Origin of the sequence: Pelomonas candidula (assembly GCF_043555985.1) — a bacterium.
GTDB lineage: Bacteria > Pseudomonadota > Gammaproteobacteria > Burkholderiales > Burkholderiaceae_C > Pelomonas > Pelomonas candidula.
Map to the genome: position 1 here is coordinate 468,751 of NZ_JBIGIC010000001.1, position 22,582 is coordinate 491,332.

Annotated in this window: 26 protein-coding genes; 15 read left to right on the forward strand and 11 right to left on the reverse strand. The window is 71.3% G+C overall.

The window, feature by feature from the left end; translation table 11 throughout:
- Window positions 1-40: 40 nt before the first annotated feature.
- From ACG04R_RS02255 to ACG04R_RS02265, 3 genes are all read left to right on the forward strand, one after another.
- Window positions 41-943, forward strand: a complete 903-nt coding sequence (locus ACG04R_RS02255) for a helix-turn-helix domain-containing protein (RefSeq protein WP_394406135.1) — start codon at window positions 41-43, stop codon at window positions 941-943.
- A 93-nt stretch (window positions 944-1,036) separates the two neighbouring features.
- The gene (locus tag ACG04R_RS02260) at window positions 1,037-1,171 is read left to right on the forward strand and encodes a hypothetical protein (RefSeq protein WP_394406137.1); all 135 of its coding nucleotides are present in this window, start codon (window positions 1,037-1,039) and stop codon (window positions 1,169-1,171) included.
- A 79-nt stretch (window positions 1,172-1,250) separates the two neighbouring features.
- Window positions 1,251-1,961 (forward strand): tetratricopeptide repeat protein, encoded by a 711-nt coding sequence (locus tag ACG04R_RS02265; protein ID WP_394406138.1) that lies wholly within the window; start codon window positions 1,251-1,253, stop codon window positions 1,959-1,961.
- A 97-nt stretch (window positions 1,962-2,058) separates the two neighbouring features.
- Here ACG04R_RS02265 and ACG04R_RS02270 read toward each other — a convergent pair whose 3' ends face one another.
- Entirely contained in the window at window positions 2,059-4,173 is a 2,115-nt protein-coding gene (locus tag ACG04R_RS02270) for a xanthine dehydrogenase family protein molybdopterin-binding subunit (protein ID WP_394406139.1), read from the reverse strand.
- A gap of 191 nt (window positions 4,174-4,364) precedes the next feature.
- Window positions 4,365-4,850: a (2Fe-2S)-binding protein gene (locus ACG04R_RS02275; protein WP_394406140.1), complete on the reverse strand. Its 486-nt coding sequence runs from the start codon at window positions 4,848-4,850 to the stop codon at window positions 4,365-4,367.
- A gap of 188 nt (window positions 4,851-5,038) precedes the next feature.
- Here ACG04R_RS02275 and ACG04R_RS02280 point away from each other — a divergent pair, with 188 nt between their 5' ends.
- From ACG04R_RS02280 to ACG04R_RS02290, 3 genes are all read left to right on the forward strand, one after another.
- Window positions 5,039-5,779 (forward strand): hypothetical protein, encoded by a 741-nt coding sequence (locus tag ACG04R_RS02280; protein WP_394406141.1) that lies wholly within the window; start codon window positions 5,039-5,041, stop codon window positions 5,777-5,779.
- A 36-nt stretch (window positions 5,780-5,815) separates the two neighbouring features.
- Window positions 5,816-6,202 (forward strand): YfeK family protein, encoded by a 387-nt coding sequence (locus ACG04R_RS02285; RefSeq protein WP_394406142.1) that lies wholly within the window; start codon window positions 5,816-5,818, stop codon window positions 6,200-6,202.
- Between the two features lie 69 nt (window positions 6,203-6,271).
- Window positions 6,272-6,862 (forward strand): hypothetical protein, encoded by a 591-nt coding sequence (locus ACG04R_RS02290; RefSeq protein WP_394406143.1) that lies wholly within the window; start codon window positions 6,272-6,274, stop codon window positions 6,860-6,862.
- Between the two features lie 6 nt (window positions 6,863-6,868).
- Here the strand turns inward: ACG04R_RS02290 and ACG04R_RS02295 are convergent, their stop codons facing one another.
- The gene (locus ACG04R_RS02295) at window positions 6,869-7,666 is read right to left on the reverse strand and encodes a hypothetical protein (RefSeq protein ID WP_394406144.1); all 798 of its coding nucleotides are present in this window, start codon (window positions 7,664-7,666) and stop codon (window positions 6,869-6,871) included.
- On the opposite strand from ACG04R_RS02295, the gene ACG04R_RS02300 reads away from it, so the two are divergent.
- Window positions 7,643-8,245 (forward strand): response regulator, encoded by a 603-nt coding sequence (locus ACG04R_RS02300; protein WP_394406146.1) that lies wholly within the window; start codon window positions 7,643-7,645, stop codon window positions 8,243-8,245. The two genes, ACG04R_RS02295 and ACG04R_RS02300, sit on opposite strands and share 24 nt — an antisense overlap.
- A gap of 62 nt (window positions 8,246-8,307) precedes the next feature.
- On the opposite strand, the gene ACG04R_RS02305 is transcribed toward ACG04R_RS02300, so the two are convergent.
- On the reverse strand, window positions 8,308-9,057 hold the full coding sequence (locus tag ACG04R_RS02305; RefSeq protein WP_394406147.1) for a hypothetical protein: 750 nt from the start codon (window positions 9,055-9,057) through the stop codon (window positions 8,308-8,310).
- Between the two features lie 219 nt (window positions 9,058-9,276).
- On the opposite strand from ACG04R_RS02305, the gene ACG04R_RS02310 reads away from it, so the two are divergent.
- The 5 genes from ACG04R_RS02310 (at window position 9,277) to ACG04R_RS02330 (ending at window position 12,904) form a co-directional block, all read left to right on the forward strand.
- Entirely contained in the window at window positions 9,277-9,495 is a 219-nt protein-coding gene (locus ACG04R_RS02310; protein WP_394406149.1) for a hypothetical protein, read from the forward strand.
- 150 nt (window positions 9,496-9,645) lie between these two features.
- Window positions 9,646-10,080 carry a hypothetical protein gene (locus ACG04R_RS02315; RefSeq protein ID WP_394406150.1) on the forward strand — a complete coding sequence of 145 codons (435 nt, stop codon included), beginning with the start codon at window positions 9,646-9,648 and terminating at the stop codon, window positions 10,078-10,080.
- Complete coding sequence (locus tag ACG04R_RS02320) at window positions 10,077-10,961, forward strand: DUF2145 domain-containing protein (protein ID WP_394406151.1); 885 nt, start codon at window positions 10,077-10,079, stop codon at window positions 10,959-10,961. Before ACG04R_RS02315 ends, ACG04R_RS02320 begins: the two co-directional genes overlap by 4 nt.
- 13 nt (window positions 10,962-10,974) lie before the next feature.
- Window positions 10,975-11,433: a hypothetical protein gene (locus ACG04R_RS02325; RefSeq protein WP_394406153.1), complete on the forward strand. Its 459-nt coding sequence runs from the start codon at window positions 10,975-10,977 to the stop codon at window positions 11,431-11,433.
- A gap of 133 nt (window positions 11,434-11,566) precedes the next feature.
- The gene (locus ACG04R_RS02330) at window positions 11,567-12,904 is read left to right on the forward strand and encodes an aminotransferase class I/II-fold pyridoxal phosphate-dependent enzyme (protein WP_394406155.1); all 1,338 of its coding nucleotides are present in this window, start codon (window positions 11,567-11,569) and stop codon (window positions 12,902-12,904) included.
- 239 nt (window positions 12,905-13,143) lie between these two features.
- On the opposite strand, the gene ACG04R_RS02335 is transcribed toward ACG04R_RS02330, so the two are convergent.
- Complete coding sequence (locus ACG04R_RS02335) at window positions 13,144-13,851, reverse strand: glutathione S-transferase N-terminal domain-containing protein (protein WP_394406156.1); 708 nt, start codon at window positions 13,849-13,851, stop codon at window positions 13,144-13,146.
- 84 nt (window positions 13,852-13,935) lie between these two features.
- A complete protein-coding gene (locus ACG04R_RS02340; RefSeq protein WP_394406157.1) occupies window positions 13,936-14,337 on the reverse strand; it encodes an OsmC family protein in 402 nt (133 codons plus the stop codon).
- A gap of 75 nt (window positions 14,338-14,412) precedes the next feature.
- On the opposite strand from ACG04R_RS02340, the gene ubiA reads away from it, so the two are divergent.
- Together ubiA and ACG04R_RS02350 are read left to right on the forward strand one after the other, a co-directional pair.
- The gene (ubiA, locus tag ACG04R_RS02345) at window positions 14,413-15,318 is read left to right on the forward strand and encodes a 4-hydroxybenzoate octaprenyltransferase (RefSeq protein ID WP_394406159.1); all 906 of its coding nucleotides are present in this window, start codon (window positions 14,413-14,415) and stop codon (window positions 15,316-15,318) included.
- A 93-nt stretch (window positions 15,319-15,411) separates the two neighbouring features.
- Window positions 15,412-17,010 carry a S41 family peptidase gene (locus ACG04R_RS02350; RefSeq protein WP_394406160.1) on the forward strand — a complete coding sequence of 533 codons (1,599 nt, stop codon included), beginning with the start codon at window positions 15,412-15,414 and terminating at the stop codon, window positions 17,008-17,010.
- A 115-nt stretch (window positions 17,011-17,125) separates the two neighbouring features.
- Here the strand turns inward: ACG04R_RS02350 and ACG04R_RS02355 are convergent, their stop codons facing one another.
- The 5 genes from ACG04R_RS02355 to proC all read right to left on the reverse strand — a co-directional run bounded on the left by ACG04R_RS02355 (window position 17,126) and on the right by proC (window position 21,461).
- Window positions 17,126-18,160: a Gfo/Idh/MocA family protein gene (locus ACG04R_RS02355; protein WP_394406161.1), complete on the reverse strand. Its 1,035-nt coding sequence runs from the start codon at window positions 18,158-18,160 to the stop codon at window positions 17,126-17,128.
- Window positions 18,150-19,295 carry an HPP family protein gene (locus ACG04R_RS02360; protein ID WP_394406163.1) on the reverse strand — a complete coding sequence of 382 codons (1,146 nt, stop codon included), beginning with the start codon at window positions 19,293-19,295 and terminating at the stop codon, window positions 18,150-18,152. The genes ACG04R_RS02355 and ACG04R_RS02360 overlap by 11 nt, the downstream gene beginning before the upstream one ends.
- A gap of 82 nt (window positions 19,296-19,377) precedes the next feature.
- Entirely contained in the window at window positions 19,378-19,926 is a 549-nt protein-coding gene (locus tag ACG04R_RS02365) for a hypothetical protein (RefSeq protein ID WP_394406165.1), read from the reverse strand.
- A 177-nt stretch (window positions 19,927-20,103) separates the two neighbouring features.
- The gene (locus ACG04R_RS02370; RefSeq protein ID WP_394406166.1) at window positions 20,104-20,643 is read right to left on the reverse strand and encodes a chorismate--pyruvate lyase family protein; all 540 of its coding nucleotides are present in this window, start codon (window positions 20,641-20,643) and stop codon (window positions 20,104-20,106) included.
- A gap of 5 nt (window positions 20,644-20,648) precedes the next feature.
- On the reverse strand, window positions 20,649-21,461 hold the full coding sequence (gene proC, locus ACG04R_RS02375; RefSeq protein WP_394406167.1) for a pyrroline-5-carboxylate reductase: 813 nt from the start codon (window positions 21,459-21,461) through the stop codon (window positions 20,649-20,651).
- Window positions 21,462-21,542: 81 nt separating this feature from the next.
- Here proC and ACG04R_RS02380 point away from each other — a divergent pair, with 81 nt between their 5' ends.
- The gene (locus ACG04R_RS02380) at window positions 21,543-22,553 is read left to right on the forward strand and encodes an alpha/beta hydrolase (RefSeq protein WP_394406169.1); all 1,011 of its coding nucleotides are present in this window, start codon (window positions 21,543-21,545) and stop codon (window positions 22,551-22,553) included.
- The last annotated feature ends 29 nt before the right edge of the window (window positions 22,554-22,582 follow it).

A 22,582-nucleotide genomic window follows, 5' to 3' on the forward strand; every position in this document is an offset into this window, starting at 1 on the left:
GCCACTGCACTGGAAAGGCCATCGGCCCTAGCATCCCGACATGCCCGACCTGACCTCCGGAGCGACCGCCGACCAGCCCGTCTTCGACGTGCTGGGCCGCTCCAGCGCGCGCCGCGAACGTGAGCTGGCGCTCGCCGACGGCCTGCGCCTGGTTCAGTGGCGCAACCACGGCGGCCGCATGGACTACCAGCGACCGGGCCACCACACACTGTCGGTCTACCTGCAAGGCGGGCACAGCACCCACCTCATCGAGACGCCGCGCGAGACCGGCCACCCCGGCTGCCACTGCATCCTGCCCGCCGAGCACGAGTCGCGCTGGAACGTCGCCGGGCCACTGCGCTTCGTGCACCTCTACCTGTCGGCCGATGCGTGGGCGGACCGCATCGTGCGCCTGCTGGACGCCGAGCCGCGCGCCATCACGCTGGAGCAGCGCATCTTTGGCGAAGACGCCGTACTGGCCGCCTGGGCGCAAGGCGTCGCCTCACGCGACTGGCTGGACCCGGCCGAACGCCTGCGCATCGACACGCTGAGCCATGCCGCACTGGACCACCTCGTGCTGCAGGCCGCTCGGCCGCGCCAGCGCGAGCGGGCCGAACGCGAAGGACGAGCGCAGGGCGGCCTGTCGGGCGCCGCGCGCCGCCGCGTGCTGGCCTTCGTCGATGCACAGCTGGACAGCGCCGACCTCAGCCTGCCGCGCCTGGCCGCCGAGGCCCACCTGTCGGAGTTCCACTTCGCCCGCATGTTCCGCGTGTCGATGGGCTGCAGCGTGCACGACTGGGTCGCCGCTCGCCGGCTGGACCGCGCCCGCGCGCTGCTGCGCGAGACGGCCCTGCCGCTGGCCGACATCGCCGCCGCTTGCGGCTACGCGGGCGCGAGTCATCTGAGCCGCCACGTCAAGACCGCCACCGGTGCCACGCCGGGCGAGTTCCGCCGCGCGCGCTAAGCGCGGCAGCTGTCGACTGCTGCCAACACGTCGTCAGCATTTACTGGCGAACTAGGGGGCGCGCGCGGCGGCGCTGTGTCCCACTATCGAGCCATGGCCACGTCCGCCCGCTTCAAGTTCACCGCCACGCTCGTCGTGTCGGTGCTGGGCTTCGTCATGACGCTGGTCGTCCTGCCGTCCAGCGAGTTGCTGAACGAGCCGCTGGCGCTGCTGGCTCCACCTCGCTGAGCTGCGCCCCCCGAGGTTAGGGGTATCGTGAGCCGGGCCGATCGATTGGCCTGAGCCGACAACTTCCGAGCCTCGCACCATGAAGCAATTGCTGGCCATCAGCACCGCGGCGCTGTTGACCGTCGCGTCCAGCCACGCGTCGGCAGACTGGTTCACATCCTCCGAGACCAAGGCCTTGATCTCCAAGGCAGAAGCCGGGGACGCGCAAGCCCAATTCAAGGTGAGCGTCGCTTTCGACTACGGCAGAGGTGCTCCGCGGGATGGCAAGGAAGCGATGAAGTGGTACCGCCTTGCCGCCGATCAAGGCCTGGCCGAGGCACAGAACAGCGTCGGCAGCGGGCTGCAGGCCGACAAGCGGTTTGCCGAGGCAAGGCCCTGGTACGAAAAGGCGGCGGCGCAGAGGCATGCGCTCGCCACCAATAACCTGGCCTATCTCTACGACCTGGGGCTGGGCGTGCCACAGGATCGCCAGAAAGGTTTCGAGCTCTATTTGAAGGCCGCCGACCTCGGCTGGGCCGAGGCGATGTGGAACATCGCGAACATGTACGGCGCCGGCCAGCTGGGTGAGAAAGACCTGGTCAAGGCCTGCATCTGGGCCTGGCGTGCGCGCCGCTTCACATCGCCCGAGCAGGAGCAACTCCAGAAATTTCTTGATCGCATGGTGCCCCGGCTGGAAAGCCAGCTGACGACCGAACAGCAGGCGGCCTGCGACAAAGATGGGGGCGACTGGCAGCCCACGACTCAGGGGAGCCCCGGTTCATCGAGCGAGGCGCATCCGCCTCCCACATGAGCGACCCGCCCTTGCTCGCGCATGCGCGGGCGACGCAGCAGCCGGAAGACACAAGCTAGCGGACCGCTGTGCTGCGGCGTCCCGCCTGCAATGCACCTCAGCTCCAGCGCAGATCCGCCCCCGACAGCGGCAGCTGCCGCACCCGGTGCCCCGTCGCCGCGAAGATCGCGTTGCAGACGGCTGGGGCCAGCGGCGGGAAGGCCGGCTCACCCAGGCCGGTGATCGCGAAATCGGTTTTCAGGAAGTGCACGTCGATGCGCGTGGGCGACTCGGCGAGGCGGATCAGCGGGTAGTCGCCGAAGTTGCTCTGCACGATGCGGCCGTCCTCGATGTCCAGCCGGGCGTGCAGCAGCGTGCCGAGGGCGTCGATGACCGAGCCCTGCACCTGGTTCTCGGCGCCGCTGAGGTTGACGATCTGGCCGCCGATGTCGCTGACGACCGTCACGCGGTCCACCTTCAGCTCGCCGTCACGCGAGACGGTGACCTCGGCCACCTGGGCGATGTAGCCGCGGTGGCTGAAGTGGAAGGCGATGCCGCGACCCCGGCCTTTCGGCAATGGCGTGCCCCAGCCGGCCCGGCGCGCCACCTCCTGCAGCACATGGCGCATACGGCCGACGTGATAGGGCTGGCCGCGGCCGTCGCTGGCGGGCTTGGTCTCTTCCTGGCCCAGCAGGTCGAGGCGGAACTGCAGCGGGTCGCGGCCGGCGGCGTGGGCCAGCTCGTCGATGAAGCTCTGGAAGACCCAGGCGAACACGTTGCTGCCCGGCGCCCGCCACGGGCCCATCGGGATGCCGCATTCCAGCGGCGTCTGCTCCAGCAGGCAGTTGGGCACCCAGCGGCCAGGGAACTCGTCGCCACTGAGCGCCGCGCCGCTGCCGGGTTGCAGCTGGCTGCGGCCGTCGCGTTCCACGCGGTTGGCAAAGGTGACGAAGTGGTCGTGCCAGGCGACGACGCGCCCGTCGGCATCCACGCCGCCGCGCAGGAAATGGAAGCCGCCGGCGCGGAAGTGGTCGTGCTGCAGGTCGTCCTCGCGCGTCCACACCAGCTGCACGGGGGCCGCGACGCGCCTGGCGATGGCGGCGGCCTCGACGATGTAGTCGGAACTCAGCCGCCGCCCGAAGCCGCCGCCGCTGCGGGTGATGTGCAGCTTGATCTGTTCCTTGGGCAACCCTAGCGTGCTGGCGACGAGGTTCTGCCCGGCACCGGGGTTCTGCGTCGGTGCCCAGATCTCCATGACGCCGTCGTGCCACCAGGCGGTGCAGTTCTGCGGCTCGATGCTGGCGTGCGAGATGAAGGGGTACTCGTAGCGCGCCGTGACGGTCTTGGCGGCGCCCTGCAGCGCGGCGGCCACGTCGCCATCGCGCCTCAGCGTGGCGGCACCGGGCTGCGGGCCCAGCGTGTCGGCCTGCTGCACGAACTGGCGCCAGCTGTGCTGGGCGTAGCGGCCTTCGTCCCAGTCCACGCGCAGCTGCTTGCGTGCGCTGAAGGCGGCCCAGGTGTGGTCGGCCACGATGGCCACGCCGGGCAGCAGGCCGCGCAGGTCGCCCGTGCCGCCCTCGACGACGAAGGCGTCGCGCACGCCGGGCAGCGCCTTGATGGCGTCCAGGTTGGCGCCGCGCACCTTGCCGGCGAACACCGGCGACTTGACGAACACGGCGGTGAGCTGCCCGGGCTGGCGCACGTCGAGGCCGAACAGCGGCTTGCCGGTGACGACGGCCGCGTTGTCGACGCCGCCCACACGGGTGCCAAGCAGCTTGTACTGCCGCGGGTCTTTCAACTTGACCTCGTCGGCCTTGGGCATGGGCAGCTGCGCCGCGGCCGGCACCAGCGCACCGTAGCCGATGCGCCGCTTCGACGCCGCATGCACGACCTGCCCGCCCTCGGTGGCGAGTTCGGCCTCGGGCACCTGCCACTGCGCCGCCGCGGCACGCAGCAGCAGCAGGCGGGCGGTGGCGCCCAGGCGCTGAAAGTCGGTGTAGTTGTTGGGCGTGGACGTGGAGCCGCCGGCGCTCTGGTTGCCGTAGGCGGGGTCGAGGTCGCCCTGCTCGATGCGCACGTCCTGCCAGCGCACGTCCAGCTCCTCGGCCAGCACCATGGGCAGCGAGGTCTTGATGCCCTGGCCGATCTCGGGCTGCTTGGAGATCAGTGTCACGACGCCGGAGGTGGTGATGCGGATGAAGGCGTTGGGCTTGAATTCGGCGGCGCTGTCCATGCTGGCCGGCTTGCCGACGGCCTCGCCCGCGGCCGTGGACGCGCCTGGCAGCCATAGCCCGAGCAGCAGACCGCCGCTGCCCTGCAGCAGTTGCCGACGCGATGTGAGGACAGCGTTTCCTGGTGCACCCTTCGCGCTTCGCGCTGTCCCGCCAGGCGGGAGTTGAGCCCCTTCGGGCGGCCGTGCGGCGCTCATACCTTCTTCCCCTGGTGGTCCTGCGCGGCGATCTCGGCGGCACGGTGCACGCCGGCGCGGATGCGCACGTAGGTCGCGCAGCGGCACAGGTGACCATTCAGCGCGGCGTCGATGTCGGCGTCGGTGGGCTTGGGCGACTGCTTGAGCAGCGCGGCCGCCGTCATCAGCTGGCCGGCCTGGCAGTAGCCGCACTGCGGCACGTCCAGCTCTTGCCAGGCCCGCTGCAACGGGTGGTTGCCCTTGGCATCCAGGCCCTCGATGGTCGTGATGTCCAGGCCGGCTGCACCAGAGACGGGAAGCAGGCAGCTGCGCTGCGGCGCGCCGTTGACGTGGACCGTGCAGGCCCCGCACTGGCCGACGCCACAGCCGTACTTGGTGCCGACGAGGCCGAGCTGGTCGCGCAGCACCCACAGCAGCGGGGTGTCGGCAGCTACCTCGACGGCGTGCCGCTGCTGGTTGATGCGAAGGTTGTATCGGGGCATGAGCTGGCCTGGTTGACGGGGATGTGCCGTGGCGGGCGCGCGAAAGGATAGGTTGCCCTCGGACCCATGGCAAACGCGCTTGCTCGAAAAATGCAACCGCCACAGACGCAAAGTGCGCTTGGCGGCAAGGCTTGGCGAGCGCCGCGCCCACGCACAGAATCGCCAGGCCCTTGCTGCCCGGCTCGCCCATGAACCCACGCGTCCCTGCGGCCACACGCCGCACGACCCGGCCCGTCTTCTATCTGGCGCTGGCCTGCGTCTACGTGCTGATCACGGTGATCGGCTTCTCGCGCCGGTATTTCCTGCCCCTGTCGGACGGCAGCTTCACCGCGCCCGCCATCGTCCACGTGCACGGCATCATCACGTTGGGTTGGGTGGGCTTCGTGGTGCTGCAGTCCGCACTGGTGGCGACGGGGCGCACCTCGCTGCACAGGAGCCTCGGGATGGCCGGCATCGCGCTGGGGGCGCTGCTGGTGTTCACGGCCACGGAGCTCGTCCTCCTCCAGCTCGCGCGCGGACTCAAAGGGGATGGTCCGGCGCCACGGGAATTTGCGGCGCTGATGCTGTCCACACTCGTACTCATCGCCACGCTGTTCGGGACCGCCATTGCCCAGGTGAACCGCCCCGAGATCCACAAGCGCCTGATGACGCTGGCCACCATCGTGATCCTGACGCCGGCACTGGCCAGAATCATCCAGCTGGGGGCGCCATCGCTGAGCCGCCTGGCCCGCAATGACCTTGCGGTGTGTGCGAGCGACGCCCTCGCCCTCGCCGTCATCACCATCGACGCCCGGTGGCGCGGCCGGCCGCACCCGGCCTACCTGCTCGGCGGAGCCGGTATCGTCGCGGTCCAGCTGGCTGCGCTGCTGCTGCGTTCGACCCCGCTCTGGCGCAGTGCCACCGACTGGCTGGCCAGCCTGGTCGGCTAGGGCCGTGTTCCCCCAACTTCTGCATCCGTTCCGTCCATGCGCTTCGTCCACTTCCACCTCGTGTCGCTGGCCCTTGCCGCCGGTCTCGCCAACGCCGCGCCACTGCCGGCACCGGCCCGCGCCGAAGTCGACGCGCTGCTGGCCCGCCTGCAATCGTCCGGTTGCGAGTTCAACCGCAACGGCAGCTGGTATGCCGGTGCCGACGCCAAGGCACATCTGCTGAAGAAGCTGGACTACCTGGAAGGCAAGGACCTGGTGAAGACCGCAGAGCAGTTCATCGAGCTGGGCGCGTCCACCAGCAGCATGAGCGGCAAACCCTACCTGGTGCGCTGCGCCGGCAAGGCGCCGGTGGAGAGCGCCAAATGGCTGACGGCCGAACTGCAGCAGGTGCGCGCGGTACGGGCTGCATCCAGCCCGCGCTGAAGCTGGCCCTTTGCCCTAAGCTCACGGTCGGCCGCAAGACCGGCCTGGCAAAACAACTCAGGGAGAACCATGCGCCTCGCCATCGCCCCACTGCTGTCTCTGTGCCTGCTCGGCCCCTGTGTCGCCGCCGACACCGCCGCCGAAGCGCCCACGCCGCCCGCGTCCGCCGCCTCGGAAGCCGCCAAGCCAGGCCCGACACTGCACCAGCGCGTCTACCAGCTGCAGCACCGGCTGATCCCCAACTGGGTGCACAAGAGCTCGGGGGCGTTCTACACGGCGCTGGCCGTCGGCGACCTGGCACGGCTGCGTGAGGTCGCCAGCGAGCTGGTCTCGCCCGAGTACGCCGCGGGCATCAAGGTCACGCCCTACCCGGCGCTGGAGGGTGTGCTCATCGAGTACCCCACGCCGCAGACGTCGCCGCTGTGCTATTTCGAGTTCGTGCACGTCAACGGCAAGAGCAGCACCGGCTACGAGATCTACACCTACGAGAAGACGCTGAAGCTGCCCGGCCTGGACTACGGCTACGGGGTCGTCGGCAGATGGACGCCCGAGGGCGCGCACGCCAACATGGGCGGCCGCAACTATCAAGACGCTGAGTCTTTTGTGCGCGACCTCAAGCTCGACAAGGAACCGAGCAAAACTGCCGAGAAACCGACCTGACGACCGTCAGGCCATCCGCCCTTCGCTAAGCTGCCATGCTTGGCCCCGAAGATGCAGCCATAGCTGCCCGAGCGGCCCTCCGATATGAATGAGCTGTTGACCTGGATCCTGGCCGCCGCGCTGGCGGTGGTTGTCTTGTTGCTGTTGTGGCTGGGCCGTCGGCGCCAGCAGCGTGCGCTCGACGCCGCCGAACACCGCGAGGCCCAGCGCATGGCGCTGGAGCAGGCCGAACACGTCGCACGCGCCCAGCGCCTCGCGACCGAGCGCGACGAAGCGCAAGCCCCCGACGAGCCGCCGCTGGAAGCCGCGGCAGCAGCCCGCCGGCTGGCCGATGAAGCGCTCCAGCACGCCGACGCCGAGCGTGAAGCCGACGAAGTCACCCGCCGCATCGCCGAAGCCGAGGCCACCCGCCTGGCCCGCGAGCAGGCCGAACACGAAGCCGCCCGCGCCGCCGAGCAAGCCCGCGCGCAGCAGGAGGCCGAACGCGAGACCCGTGAACGCGCCGAGCGCGAAGCCGCTGAGGCAGCGCGCCAGGCCGCTGAGGCCGAGGCCGCCCGTGTCGCCGCCGAAGCCCAGGCCCGTGAGGAGGCCGAACGGCTGGCCCGCGAACAGGCCGAACGCGAAGCCGCGGAACACGCCGCGCGTGAGGCTGCCGAAGCGGAAGCTGCCCGCCAGGCTGCAGAGGCCGAGGCCGCCCGCGCTGCCGCCGAAGCCCAGGCCCGTGAGGAGGCCGAACGGCTGGCCCGCGAACAGGCTGAACGCGAAGCCGCGGAACGTGCAGTGCGTGAGGCCGCTGAAGCGCAAGTCGCTCGCCAGGCAGCAGAGGCCGAAGCCGCCCGTGTTGCCGCCGAAGCCCGGGCCCGCGAGGAAGCCGAACGGCTGGCTCACGAGCAGGCCGAACGCGAAGCTGCGGAACGCGTCGCGCGTGAAGCCGCCGAGGTCCAGGCGGCGCGCGAAGCCGAAGCTGCCGCTGCGGCCGCAGCCCCCACGCGTGAGCTGCGCGCCGACGAAACGCTGGTGCTGGTCGCCGACGATTCCAAGATCGTGCGCGTCAAGCTCAGCCGCCTGCTGGCGGCCCAGGGCTACCGTGCCGCACTGGCCGAGAGCGGCGAGCAGGCGCTGGAGCTGATGGCCGCCGAGCGCCCGCACCTGCTGATCACCGACGTCGAGATGCCGGGCATCGACGGCTTCGAGCTGACGCGCCTCGTGCGCGCCGCGGCCGACACGGCAGCCCTGCCCGTCGTCATGATCACCGGCTCCGACGACAAGCAGGAGGAAGCCCGCGCCGCCGGCGTCACGCAGTTGCTCGGCAAGCCCTATTCCGAAGAGGCGCTGATCGCCGCCATCGAAGCCGCGCGCCTGGCGGTCAAGGTTCCGGCCTAGGCCTTCGCGGCCTTTGGTCTACGAGCCGCGGGGCGCTGGTGCGCCCGCGACGGAACCTGCCGTCAGTCCAGCTCGAACTGCACGCCCATCTTGAGCACCCAGCGGTCCGCGCCGCCCGACGTGCGCAGCGCCTGCCCCACGCCCAGGTTGAGCCGGCCGAAGGACGCCTGCCGGTCCCACACCGCGTACAGCGTCTCGTCGCGTCTGGAGCCAGTCAGCGGGTGGCGCAGCGGGCCCCAGTCGCCGTAGTACTCGGCGCCCACTTCGTCCTGCTGCGACGCCCGAACGGCGACCTTGGCCGAGGGCTGGAAGCGCACCGGTCCTTCCCCCCGCTTCAGCGGGCTTTCCAGCGAGGGGTTGAGGACCACGCGGTAGCTGCCGCCCCGGTAGCCGACGATGGGGTTCACATCCAGGTGCGCTTCCGCTTCGGCCTCGTAGACCGAGGCGGTGCGCCCCACGTCGGCCCGCACGCCCCAGAACCAGCCGGCGTCCTCGTCGTGCGGCGCCACGTACTGCAGCTCCACCGCCAGCCCCTCGACCTTGTGTCGCCCCGAGGTGTAGGTGTAGGGCAGCTCCAGCCCCACGGCCCACCCGTTGGCGATGCCGTAGTTCACCTCGCCCAGCACCTGCCCGACCCGACGCGGCAGGCCCGACCCGGCGCGCGTGTGCGCCAGCGAGGCGACGGTCTCCACCTCCACCTCGCCCGGCGCCGCGACATCGTCCGAATAGACCACCAGCTCGAAGGGCGCGGCCAGGGCCGCCGTCGTGGTGCCGAGTGCCAGCAGGCAGGCGGCCGTGATGCGGGGGATCATGAGGGTCAAGATGCCGGCAGGATGGGTTGCGCGAGGCGCGGATTCTCAGCGCGGCGCGCCGACCGCCAGCCGTCCCGGCCCGGGCCGGCCTGGGCAGACGGCTTCGCGCAAGCGTGGGGCGCATCAACGCAACACTGCGACACACACCGCCGTCATGCGCCGAAGTAGAGTTTTCTGCCGTCGGCCGCACCCGGCTGGCAACACTTCCAAGGATTCAAGATGACTTCCACGACTCTGCTGCGCATCGCCCTGGTCTCCGCCGCCCTGGTGACCAGCTCCTCCCTGACGTTCGCCGCCGGACCGCGCCAGAACCATCACTGCAAGCTGGCCGACGGCACCATGGACATGGCCAAGACCAAGAAGGCCTGCCTCGCCGACAAGGGCACCTGGGTCAAGGACGCCCCGGCCGCCGACGCCGCCTCGGCGCCCAAGAAGTAAGGCCGCCACGGGATCGGGGTCGGCAGCGCGCCGCCCCGTCCCCGGTCGTGCGCGCCTGCGCGCCGGCCCTGTTCCCGGTTGAAACAGCGCAGACACCTTCGGGTCTCGCTGTCGCGCTATCGTTGGCGCTTCCACCTCCGTGAGTCCCCGATGCGCCTTGCCCTCCTGACCGTCCTGGCCCTGGCCGCCGCCACCGCTGCCAACGCCAGTTCCTTCGCCTCGTCCGCCGCCGATGCCGGTTCCTCCGCATCGGGCAGCGTGTCCGACTCGTTCAAGGCCTCATCCAACAGCAGCGGCGGCGGTGGCGACAGGTATGCCGAAGGCCGCTACCGCGTCACCGAGGTCGCCCAGGCCGACGCCGGCAAGCTGACGTTGAAGATGGCCCGCGAGGGCGCCGATCCCGTCGAGCTGACGCTGCCGCAGCAAGCGCTCGCCGCGCGCGCCGTCAACGTCGGCGATGAGGTGCAGGCCACGCCCCAGCCCTACGGCGTCGCCTTCGCCCATGCCGACACGGGCCAGGCCTTCTTCCTCGTGCTGGAGGACACCTGGCACCGCGAACTGGCCGCGCACGTCGTCAAGCCTTGATCCGGGCCGCGCTGGCGGCGCTGGGGCTGGTGGCCGCGGGCGCCGCCCAGGCCGGCTCGCTGCTGCCGCAGGGATGCAGCCGCCCGGTCGCCGTCAACGCCGTCCAGCAGGACCGCCTGCTGCGCTTCACCGCCGTCGTGCGCGACGCGCTGGCCGCGTCGGGCGCCCGGGCCGCGCTGATCGCCCGCTCGGGCACCGACCTGTCGCGCCTGGGCCTGCGCTACTCGCACGCCGCCGTCGCGCTGGCCGACGGCCTGGACACGCCCTGGGCCGTGCGCCAGCTCTACTACTCGTGCGACGAGGGCCAGCCGCGCCTGTTCGACCAGGGCCTGGCCGGCTTCGTGACCGGCAGTGACGACATCCACCTCGGCTTCATCAGCGTGCTGCTGTTGCCCCCCGAAGCCGCCGGCCGGCTGGCCGACGCCGCGCTCGACAAGCCGCTGGCGCTGGGCCTGCTGAACGCCCGCTACAGCGCCAACGCCTACCCCTTCAGCACGCGCTACCAGAACTGCAACCAGTGGGTGGCGGAGCTGCTGGCCGCGTCCGTGGCCGGCACCGCCTCCCGTGCGGACGCCCAGGCCTGGCTGAAGCACGAAGGCTATGCACCCGAGCCGGTGCACGCGCCGCCGTGGCTGATGCTGGCCGGCCTCTTCGTGCCCTGGGTCCATGTCGACGACCACCCGCGCGAGCTGCTGGACGCGGGCACCGTGATGACCAGCCTGCCGAACAACCTGGAGGCGTTCGCGCAAGCGCGCTGGCCCACCGCGCGGCGCCTCGAGTTCTGCCACGGGCCGCAGGGCGTCGTGCAGCGGGAAGGCGGCGCGCCGCTGGCAGCCGGCTGCGTGCCGCAGGACGGCGACCGGGTGACCGCGTTGAACTGAGGAAGCCGCGCCGATGCCGACCGACCCCACCGCGCGCCAGGTGGCCGACCTCATCGCCCGCTACACGCCCGAGATGGCCGACGCCATCACGGCCTGCCGACGCAAGCTGTGCGCCCGCGTGCCGCGCGGCTACGAGCTGGTCTACGACAACTACAACGCACTGGCCATCGGTTATGCCTGGGCTGACAAGGCCTCGGCCAGCCTCGTGTCCATCGCGGCCTACCCGCGCTGGGTGACGCTGTTCTTCCTGTACGGCAAGGACCTGCCCGATCCCGACGGCCTGCTCGAAGGCGATGGCGTGCGCGTGCGCAGCATCCGCCTCGATGCACCCGGCGACCTGGACCGCCCGGCCGTGCGCCGGCTGCTGGATCTGGCGCTGGCGCCGCACGAGGCGGACTTCGCTGCCGCGCCACCGCTGAAGACCGTCATCAAGGCCATCACGGCCAGGCAGCGCGAGCGCCGGCCGGCCTGACCGGCCGACCCGCGCCGCGAGGTGCCGGGTCTTGCCGACACGCCAAAAACTCGACAGAACTGCGGATGCCAGGTGGGCCGCCGCTGCGCACAGTCCATCCCCACAACACCGACTCATCTTGCTGGGGGCAGCCATGGACGATTTGCTGGAACACGCCGTCGAGACGGCGACGCATGAACACGCGACCGACGCACCGGAGCTGCGTGGCTCGTCGTTCGACTACCTGACGCAGCCAGGCACCGACCTGGCCGCCAAGGCCCAGGCCTTCCACGCCTGGGCGCAGACGCGCGTGAGCCACGGTGTGTTCCCATACGCCAAACGCCTCGGCGGCCGGCCGGGCGCGACGGCCGAGCTGACGCTGCTGGACGGCCAGCGCCATGCGGGGCTGAACTTCTCGTCGCAGGAGTACCTGTCACTGGCCCGCCACCCGCTGGTCTGCGCGGCGGCACAGCAGGCCATGGACCGCTTCGGCGTGCACAGCGCCGGCTCGACGGCGCTGGCCGGCAACGTCGAGGAGGCCGCGGCGCTGGAGGCCGAGCTGGGCGAGCTGCTGCGCACGCCCGAGGTGCTGCTGTTCCCGACCGGCTGGGCCGCCGGCTTCGGTGCGATCAAGGGCCTGGTGCGCGAGACCGACCACATCGTCATCGATCAGCTCGCCCACAACTGCCTGCACGAGGGTGCCCGTGCGGCGACGCCCAACATCCACCTGCACCGGCACCTGGACGTGGACCACGTCGAGCGCCTGCTCAAGCGCGTGCGCCAGCGCGACCCGCGCAACGGCATCCTCGTCGTCACCGAGGGCTGCTTCTCGATGGACGCCGACTCGCCCGACCTGCGCCGGCTGCAGCTGCTGGCGCGCGAGCACGGCGCGCTGCTGATGGTGGACGTGGCGCACGACCTCGGCTGCCTGGGCCCCGGCGGCACGGGCCAGCTCGGGCTGCAAGGCATGCTGGGCCAGGTGGACCTGGTGATGGGCTCGTTCTCCAAGACCTTCGCGTCCAACGGCGGCTTCGTCGCCAGCCACGACCCGGCGATCAAGGAGTACCTGCGCTTCTACGCCGCGCCCAACACCTTCTCCAACGCGCTGTCGCCGGTGCAGGTAGCCATCGTGCGCGCCTGCCTGGCCATCGTGCGCAGCGGCGAGGGCCAGCAGCGGCGCGACCGGCTGATGCAAGCCATCGTCGGCCTGCGCGGCGCGCTGACCGAGCAGGGTGTCACCGTGCTGGGGCACCCGTCGCCCATCGTGCCGGTGATGCTGGGCCCGGACGCGCTGGCCCGCGTGGCCTGCCGCGAGATGAGCCAGGCCGGGCTGCTCGCCAACGTCGTCGAGTACCCGGCCGTGTCGCTGAACAGCGCACGGCTGCGCATGCAGGTCATGGCCGACCACACGCCGGCGCTGTGCCAGACGGCGGCCCGCATCGTGGCCGACTCACTGCAGCGCGCGCGGGTACTGACGGGCGAATTCCACTGAAGAGCGGCGACGCCTTGCGGGCCGAGCGCCGGGCCGCTCCCAAGCCGGCCCGCCATAGGCGATGTGCTTGCGGCTCGATGCCGCAAGCATCGCCGTCCCCTCGGGGGCTGAGGCCGGACACGACAAGTCCTGAGGACTTGTCGTGCCTGCCGAAGAGCAGCCGCTCTGCCGGCTGCGCGGTCTGCAAGACCGACTGGGCACGCCCGCGTTCAGCGCGGCGAGACCATGCGAGGGGCACTTCACCCCCGTGCTGGGATGTTGAGCCCGCGCTGCACGGCCGGCCGCGCGAGGAAGGCCTGCAGCACGCGGTCGACCTCCTTGAAGTCGGCATAGCCCACCAGCTCGCCGGCCTCGTAGAAGCCGGCGAGGTTGCGAACCCACGGAAAGATGGCGATGTCGGCGATGCCGTACTCGTCGCCCACCACCCAGGCCTTGCCCTGCAGGTGCCGGTCCAGCACGGCCAGCAGGCGGCGCGACTCGGCCACGTAGCGATCGCGCGGACGCTTGTCTTCAAACTCCTTGCCGGCGAACTTGTGGAAGAAGCCGACCTGGCCAAACATCGGCCCGATGCCGCCCATCTGGAACATCAGCCACTGCAGGGCCTCGTAGCGCCGCGCCGGGTCCTGGGGCAGCAGCCGGCCGGTCTTGTCGGCAAGGTAGATCAGGATGGCGCCGCTCTCGAACAGCGGCAGCGGTTCACCGCCCGGGCCGTCGGGGTCGATGATGGCGGGAATCTTGTTGTTCGGGTTCAGCGACAGGAACTCGGGGCTCAGCTGGTCGTTGGTGTCGAACTTCACCAGATGCGGCTCGTAGGGCAGGCCCAGTTCCTCCAGCGCGATCGACACCTTCACGCCGTTGGGTGTGGGCAGCGAATAGAGCTGCAGAACGTCGGGCCGCGTCGCGGGCCACTTCTTCGTGATCGGGAACGAGCTGAGCTTGTCGGTCATGGCGTCGGGGGGACGGGGCTGAGGTCGCCGCGACTGTAGGGGCGGCGCATTGCCCCTGCACCGGCCAGGACTTGGCGACCGTGCTCAGGCCCAGGGCAGGCGGCGGACCTGCCCGCCGGCACGCAGCGTGTTGTGCACTTCGGCGACGGCGTCGGTCTCGCGCAGCAACTGCTCGATCAGCTCCGCCGCGGCCGGCGACACGACGCGGGCGCGGTAGGCGATGTCGCGCGCCGCCAGGCCGATGCCGTCGAACTCGGCGCTGGCCTCGACCTCCACGGCGGTCAGCTCGATCCGCAGCCGCGCCGCCTCTCGGTAGAGGTCGTTGCAGTAGCAGGTGGCCAGCGCCAGCATCAGAAACTCACCGCCATTGACGGCCGAGCCGCCACCGGCGCGGCCGTCAATGGCAAGCGGCTTGGCCTGGCCGGCGGTCGCGACGTGGACGGCATGGCTGGCGGCGGTGTTGCTGACTTGCGCGGTGATCTGCATGCGGGCTCCCGGTGGACGCGCGCCGGAGTTTGCGCCAGTGACGGGCCGACGCCCACGCCGCGTGAAAATCCACGCATGACCTCCACCGTCCCTCCCGCCACGCCCCCCTCGCGGCTGACCCTCTACCTGCAGCTGATCCGCTGGGACCGCCCGGCCGGCTGGTTGCTGCTGCTGTGGCCGACGCTGGCCGCGCTGTGGATCGCGGCGGACGGCTTTCCCGGCTGGCATCTGGTGGCCGTGTTCACGCTTGGCACGGTGCTGATGCGCTCGGCAGGCTGCTGCGTCAACGACGTGGCAGACCGCGAGTTCGACCGCCACGTGAAGCGCACCGCCGGCCGGCCGGTGACGACGGGCGCGGTGTCGGTGAAGGAGGCGCTGCTGCTCGGCGCAGCGCTGTCGCTGGCGTCCTTCGGCCTCGTGCTGACGACCAACCCGCCGGCCATCCTGTTGAGCTTCGCGGCGCTGGCGGTGGCCATCGCCTACCCGTTCGCCAAGCGCGTGCTGGCGATGCCGCAGGCGGTGCTGGGCATCGCGTTCTCGTTCGGCATCCCGATGGCGTTCGCCGCGGCGCTGGGCGGCACGGAGTGGAACCTGCGCGCGGTGCCGCTGTCGGCCTGGGCGCTGCTGGTCGCCAACCTGTTCTGGGTGCTGGCCTACGACACCGAGTACGCCATGGTGGACCGCGACGACGACCTGCGCATCGGCGTGCGCTCGTCGGCCATCGCGCTGGGCCGCTGGGACGTGGCCGGCATCATGATGTTCTACGCCACCTACCTCGCGATGTGGGCCGGCCTGGGCCTGCGGCTGGGGCTGGGGCGCTGGTTCCTGGCCGGCATCGCGGTGGCCGCGGCGCAGGCGCTGTGGCACTACACGCTGATCCGCCACCGCCAGCGCGCCGAGTGCTTCACCGCCTTCCGCTCCAACCACTGGCTGGGTTTCGCGGTGTTCGCCGGCACGGTCGTGGACCTCGGCCTGCGCTGAGGTGAAAAGTAACAACTCCTCCCAGCGGAGCGCTTTCGTCACCTCGCCGTCACAGCGCTTACATTGCCCCGCGAATCACAGGGAGTGAGAGCAATGACGAGAACGATCCGCGGGGCCGCGCTGCTGGCTGCCGCACTGGGGCTGGCGCTGAGCGGTTGCGGCGGTGGCGGTGGCAGCGGCGGTAGTGTCGGCGCGCCGGTGGTGGGCAACCCCGACACCCCGCTGTACGGCCCGGCCGGGCCGTCTTCCAGCTTCGCGCAGCAATGCGCATCCAACAACACGCTGGCCGCGGGCAACCTGCGCACTGCGTCCCTCTCCACCGAGAAGAGCTGGCTGCGCGCCTACTTCGACGAGGCCTACCTGTGGCGCGACGAGGTGCCCAGCGTGAACCCCAACCTCGCCAGCTACAGCGGCAGCGACACCTACGTCGCGATGGACAACTACTTCGAGGCGCTGAAGACGACCGGCGTGACCGGCAGCGGCCAGCTGCGCGACCGCTTCAGCTTCACCTACCCGACGACCGAGTGGCAGGCGCTCAGCGGCAGCGGCGTCGAGGCCGGCTACGGCATCGAGTGGACGCTGGCGAGCGTGACGCCGCCGCGCCAGATCCGCGTCGCCTACGTGGAGGCCGGCAGCCCGGCCGACCTGGCCGGCATCGTGCGCGGCGACCAGCTCGTCACGGCCGATGGCACCAGCGCCGACACGACCTCCAACACCGGCACCGACGCGCTGAACGCAGCGCTCTACCCGGGCCAGGCCGGCACCGCGCACAACTTCACGTTCACGCGCAACGGCGGCGCCACGATCACCCGCAGCCTGACGAGCGCGGCCGTCACGCGCACGCCGGTGCCCATTGCCAAGGTCGTGACGACGCCGCTGGGCACCAAGGCCGGCTACGTGCTCTTCAACGACCACAACGCGCCGTCGGAAGCCCAGCTCATCACCGCGATGCGCAGCTTCCAGACGCAGGGCGTGCAGGAACTGGTGCTGGACCTGCGCTACAACGGCGGCGGCTACCTCTACATCGCCAGCGAGCTGGCCACGATGATCGCCGGCACCACGCGCACCGCCGGCCAGGCCTTCGAGACGCTGAAGTACAGCGCCAAGCGCAGCAGCGAGAACACGACGACGCCGTTCTTCACCACGTCCTGCAACCTCGTCGGCAACAGCTGCACGACGCAGGACGCCCTGCCGACGCTGAACCTCGCCCGCGTCTACGTGCTGGCGCAGTCGGGCACCTGCTCGGCCAGCGAATCGGTCATCAACAGCCTGCGCGGCGTGGGCGTGGACGTGGTGCTGGTGGGCGGCAAGACCTGCGGCAAGCCCTATGGCTTCACGCCCCGGGACAACTGCGGCGTCACCTACTTCCCGATCGAGTTCGCCGGCGTCAACGCGCAGGGCTTCGGCGACTACGCGGACGGTTTCGAGCCGAGCGCCACCGGCACGGCTGGCACGCGCTTCGTCAAGGGCTGCACGGTGGCCGACGACATGGGCCACGCGCTGGGCGACACGAGCGAGTCCATGCTGGCCTCGGCGCTGGGCCACGTGGACCGCGGCAGCTGTCCGGTGCTGGCGAGCGGCAGCAGCGCCACGGTGCACGCGCAGAGCGCGGCCAGCGGCGAGGGCGGCAGCGCGGCGCTGACGCTCAGGCGCAACCCGGCGCGCAACAACCGGATCTGGCTGGGCCGTTAGCACCTCGCCCAAGGAGTACCTTGGTCGGGACCACTCTGCGGCCAGCGGCCGCAGAGCTTCGGCAGGCACGACAAGTCCACAGAACTTGTCGTGTCCGGCCTCAGCCCCGAGGGGACTAGCCCTTCTTGTTCACGCCGCCAGGGAACTTGGCCCGGATCGCGTCGGACCAGCGCAGCAAGCCCAGCGTCTCCTCGTGCGGCATGCGCGGGCTCTCCAGCAGGCCGGCGCGGATGCAGGCCTGCGCTTCGGCGATCTCGCCCTCGAAGCCGTTGACGACGTGCGGCGCGTCGAAGCGCCGGGCCGGCTCCTTGCGCGTGACCAGCTCGACGGCCTCGGAGCCCCAGAAGTCCACCGGGAAACGCAGCCCGGCCTTGGAGCCCAGTGCCTCGAACGCGTTGACCGACGACGCGTCGAAGCCGCAGCGGAACTGCGACGTGATGCCGCCAGGGAAATGCAGCGTCGCCGTCACGGACGCGTCCACGCCGGTGGGCGCCAGCGTCGCCGCCACGTCGATGGACAGCGGCTCCGGGCAGGCGCCGCCGTTGAACTGCTGCAGCACCCAGCGCGTCACCACGAGGTTGTAGATGCCGATGTCCCACAGCGAGCCGCCGGCCAGCGCCGGGTTCCAGTTGCGGTGCTCGGGGTCGTAGCCGGACGAGAAGCAGAAGCTCGACTGCATCGCCCGCAGCTCGCCGATGGCGCCGTCGCGCAGCATCTGGCCGGCGAGGTCGTAGGCCGGCAGGAAGCGCGTCCACACCGCCTCCATCAGGAACACGCCCTTCGCGCGCGCCAGGTCGATGAGTTCCTGGCCCTCCTCCAGCGACGTGACCAGCGGCTTCTCGCACAGCACCGGCTTGCCCGCCTCCAGCGCGGCGCGGATGTACTCGCCATGGTTGGAGTGCGGCGTGGCGATGTAGACCGCGTCCACGGACGTGTCGGCCAGCAGGTCCGCCAGCGCTGTCGTCACGCGCGCAGGCGCACCGTCGCGCTTCCACTGCTCGGCGTAGGCCTGGCCTTTCGCCGCGTCACGCGCGAACACGGCGGCCAGCCGCGCGCCCGGCACGGCGGCCAGCGCCCCGGCAAAACGGTTGGCGATGCCGCCGGGGCCGATCACGCCCCAGTTGAAAGTCTGCTTGTCGTCATGGGCCATGGCTGAGTGCCTTCACGAGGTCGGATTGAGTCAGGATGCCGACGAGACGAGCCTGCTCGCCGACGATGGGAAGGTGGTGGTGGCCGCTGTCCGAGAACAGCGGCACCAGCTCGGCGATGGCGCGGTCGGCACTGGCCACGCGCACCTGGCGTGTCATGATCTGGCCGACGACCTCGGGCTTGCTGGAGTGCGTGGTCGGCGAGGCCTTGAGCAGCGTCTGCAGCCGGCCGGCCAGGCCCTCGCGCTGCTGGCCTTCAGCGGCACGCATGAAGTCGGCGCGCGTGACGATGCCGACGATGCGCTGCACGCGGTCCACGACCGGCAGCGCCTTGATGCGGTGCTGCTGCAGCAGCGCCCAGGCCTCGGCCAGCGGCGTGCCGAACTCGACGGTGACGACGGGGCTGGACATGATGTCCGCGCAGCGCAGCCCGCCCAGGCGGTTGCGGTAGCTCAGCAGCTCGGCCTCGTGCAGCAGGCCGGCAAGGTCGTCGCGCGGCACGTCCAGCACCTGGTTGTAGCGGGCCAGCACGGCGTCCAGCTCGGCATCGCCAAAGCGCGGCGGCGCGACCGTCGCGCCCTGGGCCGGCGCGGGCGCCTGCTGGGCGTGCGGGTAGCGGCGGCCGGTGAGCGTGTTGTAGGCCATGCCGGCCGTCACCAGCAGCAGCGAGTTCAGCGCCACCGGCGCGAAGGCAAAGTGCCAGTCGTGCGTGGCCGTCAGCACCATCAGCAACCCGGCCGCGCCGCCGGGCGGGTGCAGGCAGCGCAGCAGAAACATCGCGCCGATGGCCAGCGCGACGGCGACCGCCGCCGTCTGCAGCGGCGGCAGCGGCAGCCAGTTCATGCAGGCGATGCCGGCCAGCGCCGACACCGTGTTGCCGCCGACGACGGCCCAGGGCTGGGCCAGCGGGCTGGCCGGCACGCCGAACACCAGCACCGCGCTGGCGCCGATGGGGGCGACCAGCCACGGCAGCCCCGCGGGCAGCGTCATGCGGCTCAGCAGCGCGGCGATCAGCAGCCCGAGAAGGGCGCCGAGCACGACCCGCAGCCGCTCGCGCGCATTGACGGCCTGCGGCGCAGGCCGCAGCGCGTTCAGCAGAGCGATGACACGATCAGGCAGGGAAGCAGCAGTAGACATGGGCGGCGGCTGGGCTTGAAGCCAAGCCGCCGATTGTGTGCGCCACCAGCACCCGCCCCGGTTCAACCGGGTTTCAGATGACTCAGGCTTTCCCGAGCAGCCCGCTCATCTGCACCTTCAGCACCTGCGCCTGGGCGCGGCGCTCCTTGGTCGCGGCACGCTGGTAGGCGGCCTCGGCCTTCTCGCGCAGCGCGATGGCACGCTCCAGCGCCTCCTGGTAGCGCTCGATGGTGTAGGTGTTTTCGGTGCCGATGTAGACGCTGCGCGCCAGCGGCGTGTCGCCGAAGCGGGGCAGGGTTACCGCGAAGCTGCAATCACGGACACGACTTCCCGCACGCTGGCGAACGATGGGGCCGGAGATGCCCGACGGCAGGTCGCTCTGCTTCTTGCGGCTGGGCGTGCGGCGCAGGCGCGATGGCGCCGGCATCGTCGCGATGCGTTTCAGCAATTCCTTGGTCGCCAGCGCCAGTGCGCGCCGCGCGCCGCTGCCGTCCTGGCTGTGATCGGAAAACAGCTTGGTGCCGCCATAGCGCAGCTGCCAGCCATGGGTGGAAAGATGGTCGATGCGCTGAATGCACTGCGGCACGAGAAAACGCTCGCCAGTGAAGATCGCCACGTCACGGGTCTTCATGTTGTTGCCCCACTTCTTCTGCCCGCCTGCTGTACGCGGCAGGTCGTCTAACGCCCCTCTGCTACGGCACAGTTTATGGGCGTTCTTTGATTTGCCGCTAATTTATGACTGCGTGAAAACATTTCCACTGCCAAAAGTCAGCTCGCGGACAGCTAAAACGTCCCCGCAATCAAGGGGTCAGCGCCGCCGCCCCGGGCGTTGACCGGTCAAACCCGGAGCGAACAGCTCCATCACGCGCAGCTGCGCGCCGCTGCGGCTGAAGACGGAGTTGCGCGACCACAGCATCTGTGCCGGCATGGCCGCGCCCGTGGCCGCCTGCCACTGGCGCGCGGCGTGCCGGCGCGTATGGCCGTGGCGCGAGAGCCGGCGCGGCTGCAGCTCGCTGCGGTGGATGCGGTAGTCGTCGTACAGCAGATGCGCCAGCGGCTTGGCGCCCAGGCCCTTGAGCGCCCGCCAGGGGCCGATGGTGGCGCGCTGGTGCACGGCCGAGCGCGCCCAGATCAGCGGCTCGCCGTCGACTCGCAGGATGACCTCGCGCACGACCGTCAACCCGCGCGGCGGCAGGCCCAGAGCGGCGCGCTCCAGTGCGCGGAACGGCGCGACGCGCTGGCGCAGCACCTGCACGCTGAAGCGCTCGCCCAGCCGGGCCAGCCGCCGGCTCAGCGAGCCGGGCGCCCGCAGCCAGTCGCGCAGGCTGTCGCGCGTGGCGATGCCCATCGGGCTCAGCCGAACTCTTTGCCGAGCTCCGCGGCGCGCTTCTGCGCCGCCAGCACCGCGCGGCGCACGGCGGCGTCGACGCCGTCGGCCTGCATCGACGTGATGGCCGCGTACGTCGTGCCGCCCTTGCTCGTCACGCGCTCGCGCAGCGTCGTGGGCGACTCGTCGGACGCCAGCCCCAGCGCGGCGGCGCCGCCGCAGGTGGCCAGCGCCAGGCGGCGGCCCTGCTCGGCGCTCAGGCCCATGTCGACGGCCGCGGCCGTCATGGCCTCGACGAAGAAGAAGAAGTAGGCCGGGCCCGAGCCCGACAGCGCGGTCACCGCATCGAGGTCGTCCTCGCGGTCCACCCACAGCGTCTGGCCGGTCGGCGCCAGCAGCCGCTCGACGGCCGCACGCTCGTCGGCCGACACCGCCGGCCGCGCGTACAGGCCCGCGATGCCCTGGCCGATCAGCGCCGGCGTGTTGGGCATGCTGCGCACGACGCGCTCGCTGCCGGTCGCGGCCACCAGAGAATCGGTGCGGATGCCGGCCATGACCGACAGCTGCAGCGCGCCGGAGAGCCACGCCTTCAGCGGCGCGGCGGCCTCGGCGAAGAGCTGCGGCTTGACGGCCCACACGACCGTGGTCGCGCGCGCCAGGCTGGCATCGCCGGCGGCCAGCGCCTGCAGGCCGAAGTCGCGGGCGAGCTTCTCGCGCTGCGGCTCGTGGGGTTCGACGACAAGGATCTGGGCGGCGCTCAGGCCGGCTCGCAACAGCCCGCCGATGATGGCGCTGGCCATGTTGCCGCCGCCGATGAAGGCGATCTGTTCTGCACTCATGGGGCGGAAGTCTAGGGGAGGCGCATCGGCCGTGTTTCCACCGAACAAAGCAGCAACAAGGCCGGGCTATGGTCACGGTCCATGAGCCTCGCCCGCCCCGACCGCCGCACGCTGCTGTTCACCGCCCTGTCGCTCACGCTGGCCGGCTGCGCCAGCGGCCCGCCCGCCCCCAAGCCCTGGGCCGAGGTCGCGACGCGCGAGCTGGGCCTGTCGCTGGCCGGCTTCGAGGTGCTGGGCCGCCGCGTGACCGTCACGCGCAGCGCCACGGCCGCCGCCGCGACGCCCGTCGTCGTCTATCTGCCGGGCCTGGGCCAGGCGAGCGACGCCGGCCAGCGCTGGGCCACCGTGTGGGCGCAGGCCGGCTACACGGTACTGGCGGTGCAGCCGCTGGAGGCGGATGAAGCCGCCTGGCGGTCCGAGCTGTCGCGCACCGGCGAGTTCCGCGAGCTGGGCCTGCTGCATTACGGCAGCGCGTTGCGCGCCGACCGCCTGGCCGCGCTGCGCCGCCTGCTGCCGGCGATGCAGGCGGCCCAGCCCGCGCTGGACTGGCGCCACGCCGCGCTGGCCGGCTACGACACCGGGGCACAGACGGCGCTGGACGCGCGCGGCGACGCCGGCTGGCAGGCCGTCATCGCGATCAGCCCGCCGGCCATGCAGGCGCCCGCCAGCGGCATGGCGACGCTGGTCGTCACCAGCGACGTCGACCAGGACCCGCTGGGCCTGCTGCACAGCCCCGCCGAACGCCGCCAGGCCTTCGACTCGCTGGCGCCGGGCAGCGGCTGGCTGCTGAACCTCGGCGGCGTGCCGCACGCGGCGCTGGCCGGCACGCTGGCACCCGACGGCTGGCACGAGCAGGACCAGCACCACAGCCAGATGGGTGGCGGAATGGGCGGTGGCATGGGTGGCGGCCGCGGTGGCCAGCAGGGCCCGCAAGGTCCGATGGGCGGCGGCGCCCGCGGTCCGCGCAGCGGCAGCGCGACCGAGGCGGCGCAGGCCGACCTGCGCGATGGCTTCCGCGTCAGCCGCGCCTTCCTGGACGCCCAGCTGCGCGGCGCGCCGATGCCGGCCGGGCCGCCGCTCAGCGCGCGGTGAATATGTCCGCCGGGCCGGGATGAGCATCC